This window comes from Pseudomonas orientalis (assembly GCF_022807995.1).
GTDB classification, from domain to species: domain Bacteria; phylum Pseudomonadota; class Gammaproteobacteria; order Pseudomonadales; family Pseudomonadaceae; genus Aquipseudomonas; species Aquipseudomonas orientalis_B.
Window position 1 is genome coordinate 4,690,731 of the sequence record NZ_CP094351.1, and the last position, 21,230, is coordinate 4,711,960.

Annotated in this window: 16 protein-coding genes; 5 read left to right on the forward strand and 11 right to left on the reverse strand. The window is 60.3% G+C overall.

Annotated features, from left to right (window positions below; all coding sequences use genetic code 11):
* The first annotated feature begins 15 nt into the window (after positions 1-15).
* A complete protein-coding gene (nagE, locus tag MRY17_RS20915) occupies positions 16-1,719 on the forward strand; it encodes an N-acetylglucosamine-specific PTS transporter subunit IIBC (RefSeq protein WP_243352785.1) in 1,704 nt (567 codons plus the stop codon).
* Between the two features lie 127 nt (positions 1,720-1,846).
* Here the strand turns inward: nagE and MRY17_RS20920 are convergent, their stop codons facing one another.
* The 4 genes from MRY17_RS20920 to purL all read right to left on the reverse strand — a co-directional run bounded on the left by MRY17_RS20920 (position 1,847) and on the right by purL (position 8,035).
* Positions 1,847-2,140 carry a DUF6124 family protein gene (locus MRY17_RS20920; RefSeq protein ID WP_243352786.1) on the reverse strand — a complete coding sequence of 98 codons (294 nt, stop codon included), beginning with the start codon at positions 2,138-2,140 and terminating at the stop codon, positions 1,847-1,849.
* Between the two features lie 378 nt (positions 2,141-2,518).
* Entirely contained in the window at positions 2,519-3,457 is a 939-nt protein-coding gene (locus tag MRY17_RS20925) for a pectate lyase (RefSeq protein WP_191952379.1), read from the reverse strand.
* 365 nt (positions 3,458-3,822) lie between these two features.
* Positions 3,823-4,134 carry a YqfO family protein gene (locus tag MRY17_RS20930; RefSeq protein WP_181284018.1) on the reverse strand — a complete coding sequence of 104 codons (312 nt, stop codon included), beginning with the start codon at positions 4,132-4,134 and terminating at the stop codon, positions 3,823-3,825.
* A gap of 4 nt (positions 4,135-4,138) precedes the next feature.
* Positions 4,139-8,035 carry a phosphoribosylformylglycinamidine synthase gene (gene purL, locus MRY17_RS20935; RefSeq protein WP_243352787.1) on the reverse strand — a complete coding sequence of 1,299 codons (3,897 nt, stop codon included), beginning with the start codon at positions 8,033-8,035 and terminating at the stop codon, positions 4,139-4,141.
* Between the two features lie 286 nt (positions 8,036-8,321).
* Here purL and mltF point away from each other — a divergent pair, with 286 nt between their 5' ends.
* From mltF to MRY17_RS20950, 3 genes are all read left to right on the forward strand, one after another.
* Positions 8,322-9,782, forward strand: coding sequence for a membrane-bound lytic murein transglycosylase MltF (gene mltF, locus MRY17_RS20940; protein ID WP_191952381.1), 1,461 nt, complete (start codon positions 8,322-8,324; stop codon positions 9,780-9,782).
* 164 nt (positions 9,783-9,946) lie between these two features.
* A complete protein-coding gene (locus tag MRY17_RS20945) occupies positions 9,947-10,252 on the forward strand; it encodes a transposase (RefSeq protein ID WP_241188859.1) in 306 nt (101 codons plus the stop codon).
* A gap of 26 nt (positions 10,253-10,278) precedes the next feature.
* Entirely contained in the window at positions 10,279-11,085 is an 807-nt protein-coding gene (locus tag MRY17_RS20950; RefSeq protein ID WP_243353916.1) for an IS3 family transposase, read from the forward strand.
* A gap of 64 nt (positions 11,086-11,149) precedes the next feature.
* Here the strand turns inward: MRY17_RS20950 and MRY17_RS20955 are convergent, their stop codons facing one another.
* The 5 genes from MRY17_RS20955 to treP all read right to left on the reverse strand — a co-directional run bounded on the left by MRY17_RS20955 (position 11,150) and on the right by treP (position 18,645).
* Positions 11,150-11,443, reverse strand: a complete 294-nt coding sequence (locus MRY17_RS20955; RefSeq protein ID WP_243352788.1) for a PTS transporter subunit EIIB — start codon at positions 11,441-11,443, stop codon at positions 11,150-11,152.
* Positions 11,444-11,445: 2 nt separating this feature from the next.
* Positions 11,446-13,977 (reverse strand): phosphoenolpyruvate--protein phosphotransferase, encoded by a 2,532-nt coding sequence (ptsP, locus tag MRY17_RS20960; RefSeq protein WP_181284022.1) that lies wholly within the window; start codon positions 13,975-13,977, stop codon positions 11,446-11,448.
* A gap of 87 nt (positions 13,978-14,064) precedes the next feature.
* Positions 14,065-15,285, reverse strand: a complete 1,221-nt coding sequence (locus MRY17_RS20965; RefSeq protein ID WP_243352789.1) for a maltoporin — start codon at positions 15,283-15,285, stop codon at positions 14,065-14,067.
* Between the two features lie 164 nt (positions 15,286-15,449).
* Positions 15,450-17,096 carry an alpha,alpha-phosphotrehalase gene (treC, locus tag MRY17_RS20970; protein WP_243352790.1) on the reverse strand — a complete coding sequence of 549 codons (1,647 nt, stop codon included), beginning with the start codon at positions 17,094-17,096 and terminating at the stop codon, positions 15,450-15,452.
* 106 nt (positions 17,097-17,202) lie between these two features.
* Entirely contained in the window at positions 17,203-18,645 is a 1,443-nt protein-coding gene (gene treP, locus MRY17_RS20975; protein ID WP_243352791.1) for a PTS system trehalose-specific EIIBC component, read from the reverse strand.
* A 254-nt stretch (positions 18,646-18,899) separates the two neighbouring features.
* On the opposite strand from treP, the gene treR reads away from it, so the two are divergent.
* On the forward strand, positions 18,900-19,604 hold the full coding sequence (treR, locus tag MRY17_RS20980; RefSeq protein ID WP_181284026.1) for a trehalose operon repressor: 705 nt from the start codon (positions 18,900-18,902) through the stop codon (positions 19,602-19,604).
* A 21-nt stretch (positions 19,605-19,625) separates the two neighbouring features.
* Here treR and MRY17_RS20985 read toward each other — a convergent pair whose 3' ends face one another.
* Both MRY17_RS20985 and MRY17_RS20990 read right to left on the reverse strand, forming a co-directional pair.
* Positions 19,626-20,861 (reverse strand): type II toxin-antitoxin system HipA family toxin, encoded by a 1,236-nt coding sequence (locus MRY17_RS20985; protein ID WP_191952385.1) that lies wholly within the window; start codon positions 20,859-20,861, stop codon positions 19,626-19,628.
* Positions 20,854-21,099: a helix-turn-helix domain-containing protein gene (locus MRY17_RS20990; protein WP_191952432.1), complete on the reverse strand. Its 246-nt coding sequence runs from the start codon at positions 21,097-21,099 to the stop codon at positions 20,854-20,856. The genes MRY17_RS20985 and MRY17_RS20990 overlap by 8 nt, the downstream gene beginning before the upstream one ends.
* Between the last annotated feature and the right edge of the window lie 131 nt (positions 21,100-21,230).

Consider the following 21,230-nt stretch of genomic DNA (forward strand, 5'->3'; position numbering starts at 1 on the left):
ACAGGGAGACACGCCATGTACCAACACTTTATCGAAGGCCTGCAACGCCTGGGCCGCGCCTTGATGCTGCCGATCGCGATCCTGCCGATTGCCGGCCTGTTGCTGCGCCTGGGCGACACCGATTTACTCAACATCGCGGTGATGCACGATGCCGGGCAAGCGATCTTCGCCAACCTGGCGCTGATCTTCGCCATCGGCATCGCCGTGGGCTTTGCCCGCGACAACAACGGCACCGCAGGCCTGGCCGGGGCGATCGGTTATCTGGTGATGATCTCCACGCTCAAGGTGATGGACACGTCCATCAACATGGGCATGCTCGCCGGTATCGCCAGTGGCCTGATGGCGGGCGCGCTGTATAACCGTTTCAAGGACATCAAGCTGCCGGAGTACCTGGCGTTCTTTGGCGGGCGACGCTTTGTACCGATTGTCACCGGCTTTTCGGCGGTGGGCCTGGGCGTGATCTTCGGCCTGATCTGGCCGCCGATCCAGCACGGCATCAACAGCTTTGGCGTGTTGCTGCTGGAAAGTGGCAGCCTGGGTGCGTTCGTATTCGGCGTGTTCAACCGCCTGTTGATCGTCACCGGTTTGCACCACATCCTCAACAATATGGCGTGGTTCGTGTTCGGCACCTTCACCGACCCGGCAACCGGTGCGGTGGTGACGGGCGATTTGACCCGCTACTTTGCCGGCGACCCCAAAGGCGGCCAGTTCATGACCGGCATGTTCCCGGTGATGCTGTTCGGCCTGCCCGCCGCGTGCCTGGCGATGTACCGCAATGCGTTGCCTGAACGGCGCAAAGTGATGGGCGGGATTTTCCTGTCGATGGCACTGACCTCGTTCCTGACCGGGGTGACCGAGCCGATTGAATTTGCGTTCATGTTCCTGGCGCCGTTCCTCTACTTGCTGCATGCGCTGCTCACCGGCCTGTCGATGGCTGTTACCAACATGCTGAACATCCACCTCGGGTTTACCTTCTCCGGTGGCTTTATCGACATGGTGCTGGGCTGGGGCAAGTCCACCAACGGCTGGCTGGTGGTACCGGTGGGCCTGGCCTACGCGGTGATCTACTACACGGTGTTCAGCTACTGCATCCGCCGCTTCAACCTGAAGACGCCGGGCCGGGAAGATATCCAGGTGGTGCAGGCTGAAGCGATGAGTGATAACCAGCGTGCGACGGCTTATATCCAGGCGTTGGGTGGGGCTGAGAATTTGCTGAGTGTGGGTGCCTGCACCACGCGGCTGCGCTTGGACATGGTGGATCGCAACAAAGCGGTGGATGCAGAGTTGAAAGCGCTGGGCGCGATGGCGGTGGTGCGGCCGGGGAATGGGGGGAGTTTGCAGGTGGTGGTCGGGCCGATGGCCGATAGCATTGCCGATGAGATTCGCTTGGCGATGCCTTCGTTTATACCCACTGCTGTTGTCGCGGCGCCTGTGAATGAGCCGCTGGCGGTGAATGTCCAGGAGGCCGAGAAATGGCTAAGCGCTCTGGGTGGCCGTACGAATGTGCGTCAGCTGCAAGCGGTGGCGATGACCCGGCTGCGGGTGGAACTGGGCGATGATTCGGGGTTGTCTGAAGCTCAGCTCACTGCGCTCGGTTGCCAGGGTGTGAGTCAGCTTGAGAGCGGTGCTTGGCACTTGTTGGTTGGTGACAAGGCGTCCGGGTTGGGTGAAGCGTTGGAGCGGTTGGTCAGTGGCCCTGTGGTCGGCGCCAGGGTTTAGAGAGGTAGTGGTTGTTCTGGTCTCATCGGGAGCAAGCCCCCTCCCACACTTGACCGCATTGCCAAGTCCGGCACCGATCAAAATGTGGGAGGGGGCTTGCCCCCGATTGGCCCTCACAGGCGCCTGATTACTTGTGCTCAGGCACCTCAACTAAATCCAGTACCCGATCCACCATCAACTGGATCCCTTCCACTATCCGATGAATCCCCAGCACGGCATCACGCTGCGGACCGTCGACATCAAAAGCCAGATTACCCGCCAGTGCCTGCACGGATGCCAGGTCTTGGGAGGCGTTGGCGAGCAGGGTTTCGCTGTTCAGACTGGGTAGTACGGTGAAGATCTGGTCGGACGCTGAATCACCAGCTTGGCGGGACTCGGCTTGAGATGAGATTGAACCAGTTAGCAAGTTGTCGCTGATCATCATTAAACTCCATATGAAATAGGCTCCTAGTGACTTTTCAGGCTTGCAGTCCCGGTCACTGAATTGGCAGCGACTGGCGAAGGTTAGTTGTGCGAGTTCCGAGGGACAACCTGAAAGGTTTGTCGGAAATCTCCGAGGCGCCTGGACGGACGCTATCGGGGGCAAGCCCCCTCCCACAGTTGACCGAGTTTCATCGTTGGAATGCAGTTGAATGTGGGAGGGGGCTTGCCCCCGATGAGGCCTTGAAAGGCAACAAAAAACCCGCCGGCCAAACTGGCCCCGGCGGGTTTCTTGTTTATGCAGCCAGCCGATCAAAAATCCGCCAACTGCCACACCTCATACACCGGTGTCTCATACGGATGGCTGAGCCTCCGGGCTTTAGCCACCGAACACCAGGCTTACCGACTGGGCCCCCGCATTCTTGACGGCAAAATCCTTTGCCTGCGCAGCGGTCCTCAAGGTGTAGGTGTAATTGGACGAAGCAGTCCACTGCGCTTTGGGCGACTTCTGATTCGTGATAGCAGGCACGCTGCCAATATCGGTAAACGTACCGTTGCCTTTATCGTCCAACATGCCGTTGCTTGCGCTGCCTTCGCCAAAGTTGTTGCTCTCGGAAAGAATGTTGGCGTTTTGCGCCAGCGTAAAGCCGAGATGAAACTTGTTGATGTAGTTGTTATAGACATGGAAGTAGCCATAACGCATCAAACCCGGTGCGCGCACTTCCATATTCTCGAAGCGATTATGGCAAATAGTCAGCCGTGGGAAGCCATTGAAGGCTGTGTTGTTGTCATCGCTGGGATGGCCCAGGATCAGGCCATACTTGTGATTGCCGAAAAAACAGTTGCTGATGGTCGCGTAGTCGGCCTTGTCGCCGATGTATAACAGCTTGTCGAGGCTGCCATCATTGGCGGACCAGTCATGGCCGACAAAGGAGCAGTGATCGATCCAGTACTTGCTGCCGTAGTTGAGGTACAGCTGGATATCATCATTGGCCTTGATACCAGCCGAGTGCTGGAAAACGATGTTCTGAAAAATGATGTTTTGCGACTCAGGTGTCGCACGCAAGTGGACGTTGTTGAGCGTGCGGTTCTGGAACGAGCCGACCAGGGTTTTGTTTGAACCCATGGAGACCTTGGTCAAACTGGACGCCGAGATATTGCTGTTGATCACCAGCACGCGGGGCGTGGCATCGGCAATATTGGCTTTGAGCTGATCCAGGCTGGTGATGCTGACAACCGGACCGGACCACCCGCCAGTGACCTTGGCGGCTTTGGCGAAGCCGGTCATGCCGGTGAGTTTGCTTTCTGGATAAGACATAGGAGTTCCCTCTCTTGCAATATGGGACTCGATGATCGAGTCAGGAATGAAACATGACCGTCCTGGTCATGTGCACAGTGGGATGAGTGACGGCGCAACCGACTGACCGTTGCATGTTACCGGCACCTCAAATACTGTACATGCATACAGTGACCTGTAAAAGAAATGGCGTCAAGCGTGGATTGATATAGTCGACAAGATCTCCTTTCAAGCGGGGCAAGCCCCCTCCCACAGTTGACCGCGCTTCATCGTTGGAATGCAGTTGAATGTGGGAGGGGGCTTGCCCCCGATGAGGCCTTGAAAGGCAACAAAAAACCCGCTGACCATACTGGCCCAGCGGGTTTCTTGTTTATGCACCCAGCCGATCAAAAATCCGCCAACTGCCACACCTCATACGCCGGTGTCTCATACGGGTGACTGAGTTTCAAGGCAGCCACGACAGCCACAATCAACTCATCCGCCACCACCAGCTCAACCTTCCACTCCTTGACCACTTCAACCTGGCCGACCTGCCCGATAAACGGCTGGCTGCCGTCCAACGCGCGGAATTGGCCCTGGCCCAGCACTTGCCAGGCGCAGTGGTCGTAGTTGCCGATGCGCCCGCCACCGGCTGCGAAGACGGCGGTTTTCACCGTCTCCACATGGCTGTCGGGTACAAAGAAGGCGAGCTTGTACACGGCCTTAGTTCACCCACACACGAGCGTTGCGGAACATGCGCATCCAGGCGCCGTCTTCGTTCCACTCTTCCGGGCGCCATGAGTTCTGCACGGCGCGGAATACGCGTTCCGGGTGCGGCATCATGATGGTCACGCGACCGTCGCGGCTGGTGAGGCCGGTGATTCCGCGCGGCGAGCCGTTCGGGTTGGCCGGGTAGGTCTCGGTGACCTTGCCGTGGTTGTCGACGAAACGCAGGGCAACGGTGCCGGACAGGTCGGCTTCGAGCAGGGCTTCTTCGCTGGCGAACTCGGCATGGCCTTCGCCGTGGGCGATGGCGATCGGCATACGCGAACCGGCCATGCCCTGCAGGAAGATCGAGTTGGATTCCTGCACCTGCACCATGGCGACGCGGGCTTCGAACTGCTCGGAACGGTTGCGCACAAAGTGCGGCCAGAACTCGCTGCCCGGAATCAGTTCGCTGAGGTTGGACATCATCTGGCAACCGTTGCACACACCCAGGGTGAAGCTGTCGTTACGTTCGAAGAAGCCCTGGAACGCATCGCGGGCACGGCGGTTGAACAGGGCCGACTTGGCCCAGCCTTCACCGGCCCCCAGCACGTCGCCGTAGGAGAAACCGCCGCAGGCCACCAGGCCTTTGAACTCGTTGAGGTCAACGCGACCGGCGAGGATGTCGCTCATGTGCACGTCGATCGCATTGAAGCCGGCGCGGTCGAATGCCGCCGCCATTTCCACCTGACCGTTGACGCCCTGCTCACGCAGCACGGCAACCTGTGGGCGGATGCCCTTCTTGATGTAGGGCGCGGCGATGTCCTGGTTGACGTCGAAGCTGAGCATGGTGCTCAGGCCCGGGTTGTCTTCTTCCAGGATCGCGTCGAATTCCTGCTCGGCGCAGTCGACGTTGTCGCGCAGGCGCTGGATCTGGTAGCTGGTCTCGGCCCACTGGCGTTGCAGCAGACGGCGCTGGCCGGCGAACACGGTGTCGCCGTTGAAGGAGATGTTGACCTCACCGTTGTTGATCGGCTGACCGATCACCGCCACGCAGTCGTCCAGGCCGGCGGCGCTGAATTGGGCGAGTACGTCCGGGGTCGCGTCCTGGCGCACCTGGATCACGGCACCCAACTCTTCGTTGAACAGGATGCCGTTGATCTCGGCGGCGTCCTCGGCAACGCTGTCGAGCACGATGTTCAGGCCGCAGTGACCGGCGAAGGCCATCTCGACCACGCTGGTCAGCAAACCACCGTCGGAGCGGTCGTGGTAAGCCAGCAGATGACCGTCGGCGTTGAGGCCCTGGATCACGGCGAAGAAGGCCTTGAGGTCTTCGGCGTCGTCGACGTCCGGCGCGTGTTTGCCGAGCTTGCCGTGGGTCTGCGCCAGGATCGAGGCACCCATGCGGTTCTGGCCACGGCCCAGGTCGATCAGGATCAGGTCGGTGGTGCCCTTGTCCATGCGCAGTTGCGGGGTCAGGGTCTGGCGGATGTCGGTGACCGGCGCAAAACCGGTGACGATCAGCGACAGCGGCGAGGTGACGCTCTTGTCGGTGCCGTCTTCGTTCCAACGGGTGGCCATGGACATGGAGTCCTTGCCCACCGGAATGGTGATGCCCAGCTCAGGGCACAGCTCCATGCCGACAGCCTTGACGGTGTCGTACAGGCGCGCGTCTTCACCCGGGTGGCCGGCAGCCGACATCCAGTTGGCCGACAGTTTGATGTCGGACAGCTTGCCGATACGCGACGCGGCGATGTTGGTGAGGGTTTCACCAATCGCCATGCGGCCCGACGCCGGCGCGTCCAGCAAGGCCAGCGGCGTGCGCTCGCCCATGGCCATGGCTTCACCGGTGTAAACGTCGAAGCTGGTGGCGGTGACGGCAACGTCGGCCACCGGCACCTGCCATGGGCCGACCATTTGGTCACGGGCCACGAGGCCGGTGATGGTGCGGTCGCCGATGGTGATCAAAAAGCTTTTGCTCGCCACGGCCGGGTGGTGCAGCACGCGTTCGATGCTGTCGGCCAGTTCCAGGGTGCTTGGGTCGAAATCATCACCCAGCTCGGCTTCACGTACCGCCGAACGGTGCATGCGCGGGGCCTTGCCCAGCAGCACTTCGAGCGGCATGTCCACCGGGCTGTTGCCGAAGTGGCTGTCTGTAACCGTGAGCTGCGGCTCGGCAGTGGCTTCGCCGACCACGGCAAACGGGCAACGCTCGCGTTCGCAGATGGCCTGGAAGCGCGCAAAGTCTTCCGGGCCAACGGCCAGTACATAGCGTTCCTGGGATTCGTTGCTCCAGATTTCGTGCGGGGCCATGCCCGGCTCGTCGTTTGGAATGTTGCGCAGTTCGAAACGGCCACCACGGTCGCCGTCGTTGACCAGTTCCGGGAAGGCGTTGGACAAACCACCGGCGCCGACGTCGTGGATGAAGCTGATCGGGTTCTTGTCACCCAACTGCCAGCAACGGTCGATGACTTCCTGGCAGCGGCGTTCCATTTCAGGGTTTTCGCGCTGTACGGAAGCGAAGTCCAGATCTGCCGAGCTGGTGCCGGTGGCCATGGAGGAAGCCGCGCCGCCGCCCAGGCCGATCAGCATCGCCGGGCCGCCGAGCACGATCAGCTTGGAGCCAACCAGGATCTCGCCTTTGTTGACGTGTTCTTCGCGGATGTTGCCCATGCCGCCGGCCAACATGATCGGCTTGTGGTAGCCGCGCACTTCATCGCCACGCGGGGTGGTGATGGACTGCTCGAAGGTGCGGAAGTAGCCGGTCAGCGCCGGGCGCCCGAATTCGTTGTTGAACGCGGCGCCGCCCAGCGGGCCTTCGATCATGATGTCCAGCGCGGTCACGATGCGCTCAGGCTTGCCGTACGGCACTTCCCACGGCTGTTCGAAGCCCGGGATCTGCAGGTTGGACACGGTGAAACCGGTCAGGCCCGCCTTCGGCTTGGCGCCACGGCCGGTGGCGCCTTCGTCACGGATTTCGCCGCCCGAACCGGTCGCTGCGCCCGGGAACGGGGCAATCGCGGTCGGGTGGTTGTGGGTTTCGACCTTCATCAGGATGTGCACTGGCTCCTGCACCGCGCCGTACTGGCGGGTTTCAGGGTCCGGGAAGAAACGGCCGGCGACGGAGCCGACAATCACCGAGGCGTTGTCCTTATAAGCCGACAGCACGCCTTCGCTGTGCATTACGTAGGTGTTCTTGATCATGCCGAACAGGCTTTTTTCCTGGCTTTCGCCATCAATATCCCAACTGGCGTTGAAGATCTTGTGACGGCAGTGCTCGGAGTTGGCCTGGGCGAACATCATCAGTTCGATGTCGTGGGGGTTGCGCTTCAAGCCGTTGAAAGCAGTAACCAGATAGTCGATCTCATCTTCGGCCAGGGCCAGGCCCAGCTCGGTGTTGGCCTTCTCGAGGGCGGCGCGGCCACCGCCCAGCACGTCGATGGCGGTGAGCGGCTTGGGTTCGGCGTGACTGAACAGGCCGGCAGCCTGTTCCAGCTGGCTGACGATGATCTGGGTCATGCGGTCGTGCAGGCTGCTGGCGATCAGCTCGGCGTCGGCATCGCTGAACTGGCCCGCGACATAGAAGGCGATCCCACGCTCCAGGCGCTGGATTTTGTCCAGGCCGCAGTTGCGGGCGATGTCGCTGGCCTTGCTCGACCACGGCGAGATGGTGCCGAACCGCGGCAGAACCAGGAACAAGCGGCCGGTCGGCTCTTGAACGGGAACGCTTGGGCCGTACTTCAGAAGGCGTGCCAGCACTTGCTGTTCGTCGGCGGTCAAGACGCCGGCTACGTCGGCGAAGTGAGCAAATTCAGCGTACAGGCCTGTAACCGCTGGAACCTTCTGGCTCAGTTGCTCAAGGAGTTTGCTGTGGCGAAAGGCAGAAAGGGCAGGAGCGCCGCGCAGGATCAACATCTTCGGGACAGCCTCGGGAAGGGGTGTGCTTTGAGGCCGTGCATTCTAGCGTAAACCTTCGCCAACGGCACCCGAAACGCTAACGCCGGCCGCTGCCGAACGTCAGTTGGCACGGTTTGCACGGCGCCGGGGGATAATCCATGGCCTCGGGCGCAGATATTTTAACCGTCACAATCACGCGCCAGGCCGCGTTTCTGCGGGATGCAGCACAGTTTTGCAGCGACTAGCAGACAAGTGTGCCGCTGTCGAGATATGGCGCCGTGGGCCGTTTGCGTATACTGCGCAGATGTTCTCCCCAACTGCTTTGCGCCCGCGATGCGCCAAATGGCTCATCGCAACCGGACTCTTCCTGATGCTCAGCGCCTGTGTTGATAAACCCAGCACGCTCGAGCGAATCAAGGAGGATGGCGTATTGCGGGTGGTTACCCGAAACAGCCCTGCCACATATTTCCAGGACCGCAACGGTGAAACCGGTTTCGAATACGAACTGGTCAAGCGCTTTGCTGATGACCTTGGCGTCAAACTGGAAATCGCAACCGCCGACAACCTCGATGACCTGTTCGGCCAGTTGGGCAAGCCCAACGGCCCGGTGCTCGCCGCTGCCGGCCTGGTCAGCAGCGAGCAGCGCCAGCAGCAGGTGCGCTTCTCCCACCCGTACCTCGAAGTCACGCCGCAGATCATCTACCGCAACGGCCAGTCGCGCCCGACCAACGCGGCGGATCTGGTCGGCAAGAAGATCATGGTGCTCAAGGGCAGCACCCACGCCGAGCAGCTGGCAGCGCTTAAAAAACAGAACCCGGCCATCGAATACGAAGAGTCCGACGCCGTCGAGGTGGTCGATCTGCTGCGCATGGTCGACGAAGGCCAAATCGACCTGACCCTGGTGGACTCCAACGAAGTCGCCATGAACCAGGTGTACTTCCCCAACGTGCGGGTCGCGTTCGACCTGGGCAATGCCAGCAACCAGAGCTGGGCCGTGGCCGCGGGCGAGGACAACAGCCTGCTCAACGAAATCAACAGTTACCTGGACAAGGTCGAGAAGAACGGCACCCTCCAGCGTCTGAAAGATCGGTATTACGGGCACGTGGATGTACTGGGTTATGTCGGCGCCTATACCTTCGCCCAGCATTTGCAACAGCGCCTGCCCAAGTACGAGAAGCACTTTCGCGCCTACGCCAAGCAAGAAAAGGTCGACTGGCGACTGTTGGCGGCCATCGGCTACCAGGAATCGCTATGGCAACCGGCGGTAACGTCCAAGACCGGTGTGCGCGGCCTGATGATGCTGACCCAGAACACCGCGCAAGCCATGGGCGTGTCCAACCGCCTGGACCCCAAGCAGAGCATCATGGGCGGTGCCAAGTACCTGGCCAGGATCAAGGATGAGCTGGACGACAAGATCGCCGAGCCCGACCGCACCTGGTTTGCCCTCGCCGCCTACAACGTCGGCACCGGCCACCTGGATGACGCACGTCTTCTGGCCAAGAAGGAAGGCCTGAACCCGAACAAATGGCTGGATGTGAAAAAAATGCTGCCGCGCCTGTCGCAAAAGCAGTGGTACAGCAAGACGCGCTATGGTTATGCCCGGGGCGGCGAGCCGGTGCATTTCGTGGCCAACATCCGGCGCTACTACGACATTCTGACCTGGGTGACCCAGCCTCAGTTGGAAGGGAACCAGGTGGTGGAAGGCGACCTGCATGTGCCGGGTGTGGACAAGACCAAGCCGCCGGAAGAGACCCCACAGTTATAAGAACACAGAGAATCAATGTGGGAGGGGGCTTGCCCCCGATAGCGGTGGAACAATCACTGTATATAGTGACTGACACTCTGCCATCGGGGGCAAGCTGATCTGGCCTAATGAAATTGGACACATCAATAGGGCGCTATGATGGCGCCCAAACCTGAGGTGTACAGATGATGCGAAAGTCCTATTCCAGTGAGGTCAAACTCAACGCTGCAAGCATGGTGCTTGATCAAAACATGCCTGTTCCCGAAGTTTGCGCCAGTTTGGATATTGGCCCTACGGCTTTGCGTCGCTGGGTCGAGCAGGTGCGTAAAGAGCGCGCCGGATCCACGATGACGGGCACAAAAGCAATTACTACCGATCAGAAGAAAATTCAGGAACTCCAAGCCCTGCTCAGGCAGAAAGATCGAGATATCGAAATCCTAAAAAAGGCCAGTGTTCTCCTGCTTTTGGACTCCAAAGATCATTCCCTCTGATCAGCGAGCTAGGCGAACAGTACGGCATTACAGATTGCTGTCGTGTTTTTGAAGTCAACCGCAGCAGCTACTACGCCTGGCGCCAGCGCCAGGGAAAAATCAACCTGGAGCGCGAAGCGCTCAAGGTTGTTCTCGTTAAGTACCACAAGGCCTCAAGAGGATCGGCTGGAGCGCGAACCCTTTCTGAAGACCTGCGAGGTGCAGGCCATCAGGTGGGGCGTTACATGGCTCGCAGCTTGATGAAGGAAGCCGGGATTGCCAGCCGCCAACGCAGGCCCCACAAATACAAATCGTCAGGCGTGGAGTCTCTGGTGGCTGAGCATGAACTGGAGCGCGAGTTCTACGTAGCGGACATCAACAAGGTCTGGTGCGCGGACATCACCTATATCCAGCTCGGTAAGCGCTGGCTCTACTTCTCGGTAGTTTTGGACCTGTTTGCCCGCCGAGTGGTGGGGTGGTCGTATTCACTGGTCGCTGATGCGACGTTGGCTACTGAGTCACTGCGCATGGCTGTTGAATTGAGAGGGAGGCCTAAAGGTGTGCTGTTTCATTCCGACCAAGGCTGCCAGTACACCAGTCATAAATTCAGGGCTGAATTGCAGGCCCATGAGCTCAAGCAGAGCATGAGTCGAAAAGGGCAGTGCTGGGATAATGCCCCGATGGAGCGTTTCTTTGGCAGCTTGAAGTCCGAGTGGGTGCCCGAGAAAGGCTACAGCTCGGAGTACGAAGCTCGGGCAGATATCAACCGATATGTGGCGCGCTACAACAGTGTAAGGCGCCACAGTTACAACGGTTACCACTCACCGATAGCGGCGGAAAAGCTAGCGGCGTGAAAACCGATAAGAATGTCCAAAATTACTGGACCAGATCAAGCCCCCTCCCACATTTGGATCGGCGCTAGGATTGGAGACCGGTCAGCAGATGGACGACGCCTCCCGTCAACACCATGACGCCCGGTACGCCCGCTGCCTTCAACGCCTGTTCATCCAACCGCCCCGCCTCTTTCAACTGCACCCGCACCCGCGTCAGCGCCACGCGTTGTTGCGAAATGAGGTTTGCCTCACCGCCCAGTGCGCTCAGCACATCGACCGATAACAGGCCCTCCCCCGCCGGCGCCGGCGCCGCGACTGTCTCCACAATCAAATCCGGCGTCAGGGCTTTCCAGAACGCCTGCTGCAATTTCTCGAACATGCTCAGTGCTCCACGACAGATGAGGTTTCAACGGTGGCGGCGTGGTACAGGCGCAGGGCCTCACGCACCTGGCCGGCTTCTTCCAGGCCCAGCACCTGGCGGGCGATGACCTGGCAGTCGGCCAGGTCCAGTTCACGTACGGTGGCCTTGATGCTCGGGATCAAGGGTACGCTGACCGACAGTTCATCCACCCCCAAACCGATCAGCACCGGCACCGCCAGGGTTTCGGAGGCCAGCGCACCGCAGACGCCCACCCACTTGCCGTGGGCATGGGCAGCCTTGACGGTGCTGGCGATCAGGCGCAGCACCGCCGGGTGAAAACTGTCGGCCTGACTGGCCAGGCGTGGGTGATCGCGATCCATGGCCAGGGTGTATTGGGTCAGGTCATTGGTGCCGATGGAAAAGAAATCCACATGGGGGGCGAACACATCCGCCATCAACGCGGCGGACGGCACTTCAATCATGATGCCCAGCTTCGGCAACTCGCTGAGCCCGAGTGCCCGCGCCTCCTCTTCAAGCATCTTGCGCGCCAGATGCAGCTCCGCAAGCAGGCTCACCATCGGCAACATAATGTGCAGCCGCGCCAGCCCGGCACAGGCAAGGATTGCACGCAACTGCTCACGCAGCAGTTCCGGCCGCTCCAGGCACAGGCGAATACCGCGCACGCCCAGGAACGGGTTGGTTTCGGCTTCCATCGGTACATAGGCCAGTGGCTTGTCGCCGCCGACATCCAGGGTGCGCACCACCAGATTGCGCTCGGTGCCCAGGGCACGGGCAATGGTGCGATAGGTGCCGGCCTGCTCGGCCGGGCTGGGCGCGCGATTGCGGTCCAGGTAGAGAAATTCCGAACGCAGCAGACCGACGCCTGCGCCGCCCAGGGCCAGGGACTGCTCCACTTCCTGCAACGAGGCGACGTTGGCCGTGACGTCGACGTGATGGCCGTCGCGGGTGACGGCAGCCAGTGCGGCCTCGGCCACTTCGCGCTGACGTCGCAACCCTTGCCGCTCACGGGCAGCCTGGGAGTGGTCGATGTCGACCTGGTCCGGCTCCAGATGCAGTTCGCCCCTGTCGGCGTCAAGCAGCACCTGCGTACCCTCGGCCAACGCCAATACGTCAGCGGGCGCACCACAGAGGGCGGGGATGCCCAGTGCTCGGGCGAGGATGGCGACGTGACTGGTCGCCCCGCCGCCGACCGTAACAAATCCCAACACCTTGCTGGTGTCGAGATTCGCGGTTTGCGAGGGGGTCAGTTGCTCGGCGATCAAGATTGCCCGCTCCGGCAGCGCCCAGGCGCGATCCTCAACCCCCAGAATCAGTTTGAGCACGCGTTGGCCGACATCGGACAGGTCTGCGGCACGCTCGGCGAGCAACGTATTGCCCAGCCCCTGAAACAATTTAGCCGTGGCGGCGGTGGCGCTGTTCCAGGCAAATGCCGCGCTTTTGCCCTTGGCCAGCAACAGGTGGGCCTGCTCGAGCAGTGTCGGGTCTTCCAGCAGTTCCTGATGGGCGCGGAAGATATCGGCCTGGGCACTGCCGGTGGCGCCGGCCTGCAAGCGTTGCAACGCTTCATTCGCCGCCAGCAGGCCACGCATCAATGCATCGCGCTCGGCGGCTTCGCCCGTGCCGGCTTCAGTAATCAACAGCTCAGGCTCAGCCACTTGGACCACTTGACCGAACGCCGAACCGGGTGACGCACAGATGCCGCGCAGCAGTGCAGCCGAGGATACCGGCGTAACCGGTTCAACCGGCTCGGCCGCAGCCACCACCGCTTCGCCACAGCCCTCGGCCAATAAAGCCGCCAATGCCCGGATCGCGGCCTCGGCGTCCTCCCCCGCCGCACTCACCTGCAAGGTGTCGCCCCGCACGGTTTGCAGCGCCATGATTGCCACCAACGACTTGGCGTTGGCGCTCTGGGTTTGCTTGTGCAGGTAAATGCTCGAACTGAAACCTTTCGCCGCCTGGGCCAACACCGCCGCAGGGCGAGCGTGCAAGCCGTGGGCATTGAGCAAGGTCAGCGGTTTGGAGAACAGCGCCGAGCCCTGCTCCTCAATCGAGTCTGTCGCTGCCTCGCCGGGGGAGAGTCGCAGCACTGGCCGACCCTCTTCAACCATTTCGCCCTGCGCCGCCAGCACCACAAACGGCTCGCCACTGACCACCAGCATCAAGGTCAGCAAACTGCGCGCATTGAGCGCCACATAGTCGGCGTCGAACTCGATCAATGCTTGGCCGGCCGTCACGCGCTGGCCCTCTTCGACCAGGCGGGTGAAGCCCTTGCCTGCCAGGCTCACGCTGTCCAGGCCGATATGCATCAGCACCTGCACGCCGTTGTCGTCGGTGACGCTGACCGCATGGCCGCTGTCCTGGATATTGCTGATCATCCCGGCCAAGGGTGCACAGAGCGTCTGCGAGGTGGGATCGATGCACACGCCGTCGCCAATCATGCGACTGGAAAATACCGGGTCTGGCACCTGATCCAATGCCAGCAGCATCCCGGACAGGGGTGCCAGCAGTTCCACGGGTTGAGAGGGGTTCATGGCTTCACCTGTAGTATTTTTTCTTTAAATTCGTGGGAAACGAGATCAAATGTGGGAGGGGGTTGCTCCCTCCCACATCAGTACGGGTTATTTCCACCAGTACTCAACTTGCACGCCCATGTTCGAGCCATGCCGCGCCGTGCCGTAGGCCCCGGTGTCGGACAACGCCGAACCTGCCGCCAGTTCATTCGCCGCGCGCTTGGCCGCCTGGTTCCAAGTGGCGTAGGTGTAGTACAAGCGCACTTCCGGCCGCGCCCAGAACTCCGGCCCCTTGGGCGACCAGGTCGGCGCGAAGGTGAACTTGCTCAGCTTGCGCGTACCGCCCGTGGCCTCGACCTGATCGTGCCCCAGCTCGGTGACCAGTTTGAATTGCTCGCTGATGGCATACGCCGGGCGCACGCCGAGCGACAGCCAGTTCTGGTCCTGACGCCCCGGGCGCACATCCTTCTGGTACACCGCCTGGGCCTGCCCGCCAAAACGCGGGGTCAGTTGCCAGTCGAAAAACTCCACGGCTCGGTAGCTCTTGCTGCTCTTGTCCAACCGCGTATTGCCGGTGTAGCCCAGGCCGGTGCCGGGGCCTTCGCCATACTGCAGGGCGAACTTGTTCTTGCCGCCCAGGAACGCGCTCTGTACATGCTGCGCAGTCAGGGCCCACCCGCTGTTGGTGTCACGCCCGCCGGCCTTCTGGATGTAGCTCAAGCCAAACTCCAGTTCGCCGCCGGGGTTGGTGTTGAAACCGGCCACGTTGAAGTCATGACGGGTGGCGTGTTCCTTCTGGTACAGGTTGTCTTTGCGTGACAGCGCGTAGCTGTATTTCAAGCCGCCGATCAGCACATCCTCGACGCCCCCGCCGGTTGCGCTCTGGTTCCAGTAGTAGAAGTCGGAGATATGGATGTCGTTACGTTTGTAGTAACGCCGCCCGGCCCACAGCGAACCGCCATTGAGGCTGGGCAGGTTGGACCACTGCGCGTACATCTGCGGCATACGCGCAGAGCCGTTGTTCTCGCCCTGGAATTTCAGGGCGCGGTCGTACTTGTTATAGAGCGACGCCATGGCATCGACGCTGAGCACCGAGCCATCGTCGAAGGTCAGCAGGTCCTGGCGCAATTCCAGTTCACCGTACTGTTCGCATTCGTTGCCCAAGCGGTATTTGGTTTGCGCGCCCGGCAATTGGAAGCACTGCTGCTTGCCGCTGCCGGTAGAGGTGCCCGCGCCGCTGCGCAGGTAGCCTCCAAACTCAAGGGCTTGAGCGCCGAAGGGCAGGCTCAGGCAGGATGCAACGAGGCCCAGCTTTATTGTTGTTTTCATAAAGCACTCCGATATTTTTATTGTTTTTCTTACTGTCTTGCGTGACGCGATCACCTATAGGAGCGAGCTTGCTCGCGAAGAACTTCCAGGCCCCACGCTGCACCTGGAAGGGCGCGTTATGGTTGACGATCTTCGCGAGCAAGCTCGCTCCTACAGGCGGTACTTCAACCAGTCAGGTGCAGCACAAACGATTCGTAAGGGCGCAGCAGCACCGCGCCGGTGCGCACCGCGCAGTCGGGGTAGTTGCTGATCAGCAGGCGTTGCTCGCTCGCCGCGTTGATGACCTGGTCGGGCAATTGGATTTCACACGGTGTGCCGTAGAAGTTGTTGACCACCAGCAAGCGTTCGCCACGGCCTTCGCGCAGGTAGGCCCAGACCTGGGGATGACCTGGCAGCAGTTCGCGATAAACGCCTTTCTGGATCAGGGGTTCATGGCGACGCAAGGCGATCAACGCGCGGTAGTGATGCAGCACGGAATCAGGGTCCTCCAGCTGGTGCTCGACGTTGATCTGCGCGGCATTGGAGGGGATGCCGATCCACGGTTCGCCGCTGCTGAAACCGGCATTGGGTTGACTGCTCCACTGCATCGGTGTGCGGCCGTTGTCGCGAGACTTCTGCATGATCGCGGCCATGCTCGAGGCTTCGGACTCACCGGCATTGCGCTTGAGGCGAAAGATGTTCAGGGTTTCCACATCGCGGTATTGCTCGATCCTGTCGAAGCCCGGATTGGTCATGCCCAGCTCTTCGCCCTGGTACACATAAGGCGTGCCCTGGAGCAAGTGCAGCGCGGTGGCGAGCATTTTGGCCGAGGCCACGCGATGCTCGCCGTCATCCCCAAACCGCGAGACCACCCGTGGCTGGTCGTGGTTACACCAGAACAGCGCGTTCCAGCCGCCACCGGCCTGCATACCCACCTGCCAGTCGGAGAGGATCTGCTTGAGTTGCAGGAAATCGAACTCGGCCTTCACCCACTTCTGCAGGTTCGGGTAATCGACTTTCAGGTGATGAAAGTTGAAGGTCATCGACAATTCTTTCGATGCCGGATTGGAGTAGCGAATGCAGTGCTCCAGGCTGGTGGAGGACATTTCACCGACATTGATCAGGTCATGGCCCTCGAAGACTTCGCGGTGCATTTGTTGCAGGTATTGATGAACGTTCGGGCCGTCGGTGTAGAAGCGCCGGCCATCGGTGTGGTCGTCGGGAAAGTCAGCGGGCTTGGAGATCAGGTTGATCACGTCCAGGCGAAAGCCCCCCACGCCCTTGTCACGCCAGAAGCGCATCATCTTGAAGACTTCGGCGCGCACCCTGGGGTTGTCCCAGTTGAGGTCGGCCTGGGTGTGGTCGAACAGGTGCAGGTAGTACTGGCCAGTTTGCGCCTCGTATTCCCAGGCCGAGCCGCCGAACTTGGATTCCCAGTTGTTCGGCTGATCGCGCCAGATGTAGAAGTCGCGGTAAGGGTTGTCGAGGCTGCTGCGCGCCTGCTGGAACCACTCATGCTCGATGGAGGTGTGGTTGACCACGATATCGAGCATCAACCGGATGCCGCGCCTGGCCGCTTCGCTGATCAGCAGGTCGCAATCAGCCATGGTTCCGTAGCTGGGATCGATGGCGTAGTAGTCGCTGATGTCGTAGCCATTGTCGCGTTGCGGTGAGCGCAGGAACGGGGTGACCCACAGGCAATCGATGCCCAGCCATTGCAGGTAGTCGAGCTTGTCCACAATGCCCAGCAGGTCACCCGTGGCATTACCCGCGTGGCTGTGGAAGCTTTTGGGGTAGATCTGGTAGATCACCGAGTGTTGCCAGGTTTGCATGGTGGGTTCCTTCAGTAGAGTTTTGTGCTTGCCTTGAGGGCCTAGCTCCCTCCCACAGGGGAACGCATTCCAATGTGGGAGGTGGCTTGCCCCCGATGGCGGTAGATCAGGCGACCCTGTATCCAGGCCGAACAATCTTCATGCTCAACACACAGGTCACAACAAACGGCACGACAATCGCCACCACCATGCCGATCACAAACATCGGAATGGCACTTGGCACGATCGAGATAAATCCAGGCAGGCCGCCCACGCCGATGGCCGACGCCTGCACCTTGTTCAGCGACAGGAAAATGCTGCCCAGCGCCGAGCCCAGCAGCGCGGCATAGAACGGGAATTTGAAGCGCAGGTTCACACCGAACATCGCCGGCTCCGTGATACCGAAGTAGGCGGAAATCGCCGACGTCGATGCCATGCTCTTGTCCCGCGCATTGCGGCTCATGTAGAACACAGCCAGCGCGGCGCTGCCCTGGGCCAGGTTGGACATGACGATCATCGGCCAGATAAAGGTGCCGCCCTGGGTCGAGATCAACTGCAGGTCCACGGCGAGGAACATGTGGTGCATGCCGGTGATGACCAATGGGGCATAGAGCAGCCCGAATATTGCGCCGCCGACCATCGGTGCCAGGTCGAACAGCGTCACCACACCCTCGGTAATCAGGATGCCCAGGTGCCGGGTGACCGGGCCGATAATGGCCAACGCAAGCACGCCGGTAACGACGATGGTGGTAATCGGCACCACGAGCAGCTGGATGGCGTTGGGCACCCGTGCCCGCAGCCACTTCTCGATCACGCTCATGACATAGGCCGCCATCAGAATCGGCAGAATCTGCCCCTGGTAGCCCACTTTCTCGACCTGGAACCAGCCGAGAATATCGAAGTAAGGCAGGCTCTGGCCGTCGAGGCCGGCGACCGCCTTGCCGTAGTTCCAGGCATTGAGCAGGTCCGGGTGAACCAGCATCAGGCCCAGTACGATGCCGAGAATCTCACTGCCGCCAAAACGCTTGGCCGCCGACCAGCCCACCAGCGCCGGCAGGAACACGAACGAAGTGTTGGCCATGAGGTTGATCAGGCTCCACAGGCCATCCAGGTTCGGATACGCCTCCAGCAGCGTCTGGCCCTCGATGAACATGCCCTTGGCGCCCATCAGGTTGTTGATGCCCATCAGCAGGCCGGCAATGATCAGCGCCGGCAGGATCGGCATGAACACATCGGAGAACACCCGCACCAGGCGCTGCATGGGGTTGGTCTTGTCGGCACCCTTGCGCTTCACATCGGCAATGGTCGAAGCGGCCAGGCCCGTGACTTCGCGCAAGGCGGCGTAGACCTTCTCCACCTCTCCGGGGCCGATCACCACCTGGAACAAACCGCCGGTAAAGAACGACCCCTTGACCAGGTCGACCTGGTTCAACGCACTGCTGTTGACCAGGCTCGGGTCCTTGAGCGCCAGGCGCAGGCGCGTCACACAGTGGGCAGCTTGCTCAAGGTTGTCGCATCCCCCGAGGTTCTCGAGAATCTCGCGGGCAATCATCGAATAGTCGTGGCTCATGCTCGTTTTCCACTTTGATTGTTTTTATGGGTGGCAGTCATTGGCAGCACGCCGAGAGGGCAAACGTACTCGTCTGTACGAGTTAAATCAACAACTCGTCTATACGAGTTACAATTTGTTTAATTTTTGGAAGGCGTCCGTAAGACATTTCCACCCACTGCACCAGCGGCGAATGGACAAACACCATTGGTGCCACTAAGGTTCCTGCCTTGAAAGCGCCGTTCACCTCACAAAGCCGTGCATCGAGCCATCCCATGAGCAAATACAACCAGATCTATACCGATCTGCTTGCCAGCATCACCACCGAACGCCTGCAGCGCGGCACGCGCCTTCCCTCCGAAACCGAACTGATGGACAGCTACCAGGCCAGCCGGGGCACGGTGCGCCGGGCCATCGAGCAGTTGCAGGAACGCGGGTTCGCGCAGAAAATCCACGGCAAAGGCACCTTTGTGTTGTCGCCGAACCCGATCGAGTTTCAGTTGGGTGGCATCGTGAGCTTCCATGAAACCCACGCCGACCTGGGCGATGACATACACACCGAAGTGGTGGAGTTCACCCAATTGCCGCTGGAAGGCTCATTGCAACAGCACATCGAGGCCGAACCCGGCACGCTGATCACGCGCATCAAGCGGGTACGACGCATTGGCGGCAAACGGGTGATCCTTGACATCAACCACTTCGTCGCCGACCTGATCCCCGGCCTGGACCGCTCGATTGCCGAACAGTCGATCTACGCATTCATCGAACAGACATTGCAGCTGCAGATCAGCTACGCCCAACGCACCATCGAAGCCCTGCCGCGCAGCAAGGACGACCAGGCGCACCTGGACCTTGACGGACAAAGCCATGTGATTGTGGTGAGTAACCAGACGTTCCTGCAGGACGGGCGGCAGTTCGAGTACACCGAGTCGCGGCATACGTTGGACAAGTTTTACTTTTCGGATATTGCGCGGCGGTAAGCCTGGCCTGGACCGGGAACATCACTGCACCGCAATACTCTTCGCCAGTCCCGCAGCCCAGGCAGCGGTCATCTTTTCTCCGACTGCCTCGAATTCCGGGTGAGCGCTTCGGTATTGCGAAAGCTCCGCCATCGCGCGGGTCATGCCATCGTGCACCCTGGCAAGCAGGTCGTTGCAACGGGCCTGTGTCAAACCGCACGCACTGCGTCCGAACTTGACCAGCATCTCGCGCTTTGGCCAGGCTTTCGAACCGCCGAGCAGCAAACCCATGATGTCGTTGCTGCTGTATACCGTGGTGGTCACCAGATCGTAAGCCGGGGCGAGCCAGACGTCCGCGTCCTCTGCGCAATGCTCATACAGCAGTCCGAAGTTTTTCAGGTGAGCGTCACCGTTCTGGATTCCGGCAGAAAGCGCCACCATCAGGAAGAAGTCCTCCAGTGCCCGGGTGACACGATTGGGCGTGACAAATGACCTGATCAGCTTCGCGCATCCCTGGTAGCTGCCGTCGTATTTCCTGGCGGTTCCCCACCCCGATAGAACGCACATGTCCTCAAATCCGAGGTAAGCGTTCGCACCGATGTCGAACCGTTTCACCACCAGAAATTTGCCGTGGCGGCTGAGCTGAAACTCGGGCACGTCCAGGCCGCAATAGAATGCAGCCCGCATGCAGAAAAACTCATTGGCAGCCAATTGTGAAAAGTCAGCTTCGTTGAACGCCTTCACCAGGTGCGTGGCGCCCCTGTGCGTGAGACGCTCAATGCCGCAGACCCTATCGTCAAGGTCGCGCACCAGCACCTTGGGTTGAACACCCGACACCCCGGAATAGGCCGCGTAGGTTTTCAGAAGCTCTTCGAACAGGTCCTTCGCCCCGTCGTAAACCAACAGTTGTGAGAGCTTGACCTCAGGCAGCGTCTCACCGCCCGCATCATGGGCCACGCTGATACGACCCAGTTGGTGCGGGCCCACGATGCCCAGCAGGGTGAAGTCGTCAAAACCGCGTACCGACTTGCTGAACCTTCGCACCAGTTCGTCCTTGAGATGCCCCTCAGGGATATGCATCTCGAACAACGGGTGGATCCCATACTTCCAGTTATAGCTCTCCAGGCGCACAGGCATGGTCAGGGAAACGGCATGCTCTTGAGCGACCTTTTCATTATACGAAAATACCGAATCACGCCGGTCTTCTTCACCGCGCCCGAGCGTTCCTGCCGGCACACCACCAGCACCGATATACAACCGGTCATGTCGGCTAGTCATGGATGCCTCCTGATTTCAGCTCATCGAGTGTCTTGCGGCGATTCCTGGGTATGGCGGTCAATTCATATCCCAAGCCCTCAAGGATCGCCGCGACTTTACGGATCCCCACTTCCGGGATGGTGTTGTTCTCGATCCCCGAGATCGTGGCGCGGCTCATTCCATGCCGTTGCGCCAGCTGGCTTTGTGAAAGACCGGCTGCCTTGCGCAGGTTCTTAATCAGTATTCCTAGATCGTCCATACCAAAGTGCATCCTATGCAATGCAATAACCAATAAAACTCCATGAATACATCATATATGATGCGTACAATCTTAAACAGTGCTTATACGCGTACGGCTCTTTTTTGAGCGTTTACACATCAGAAACACAA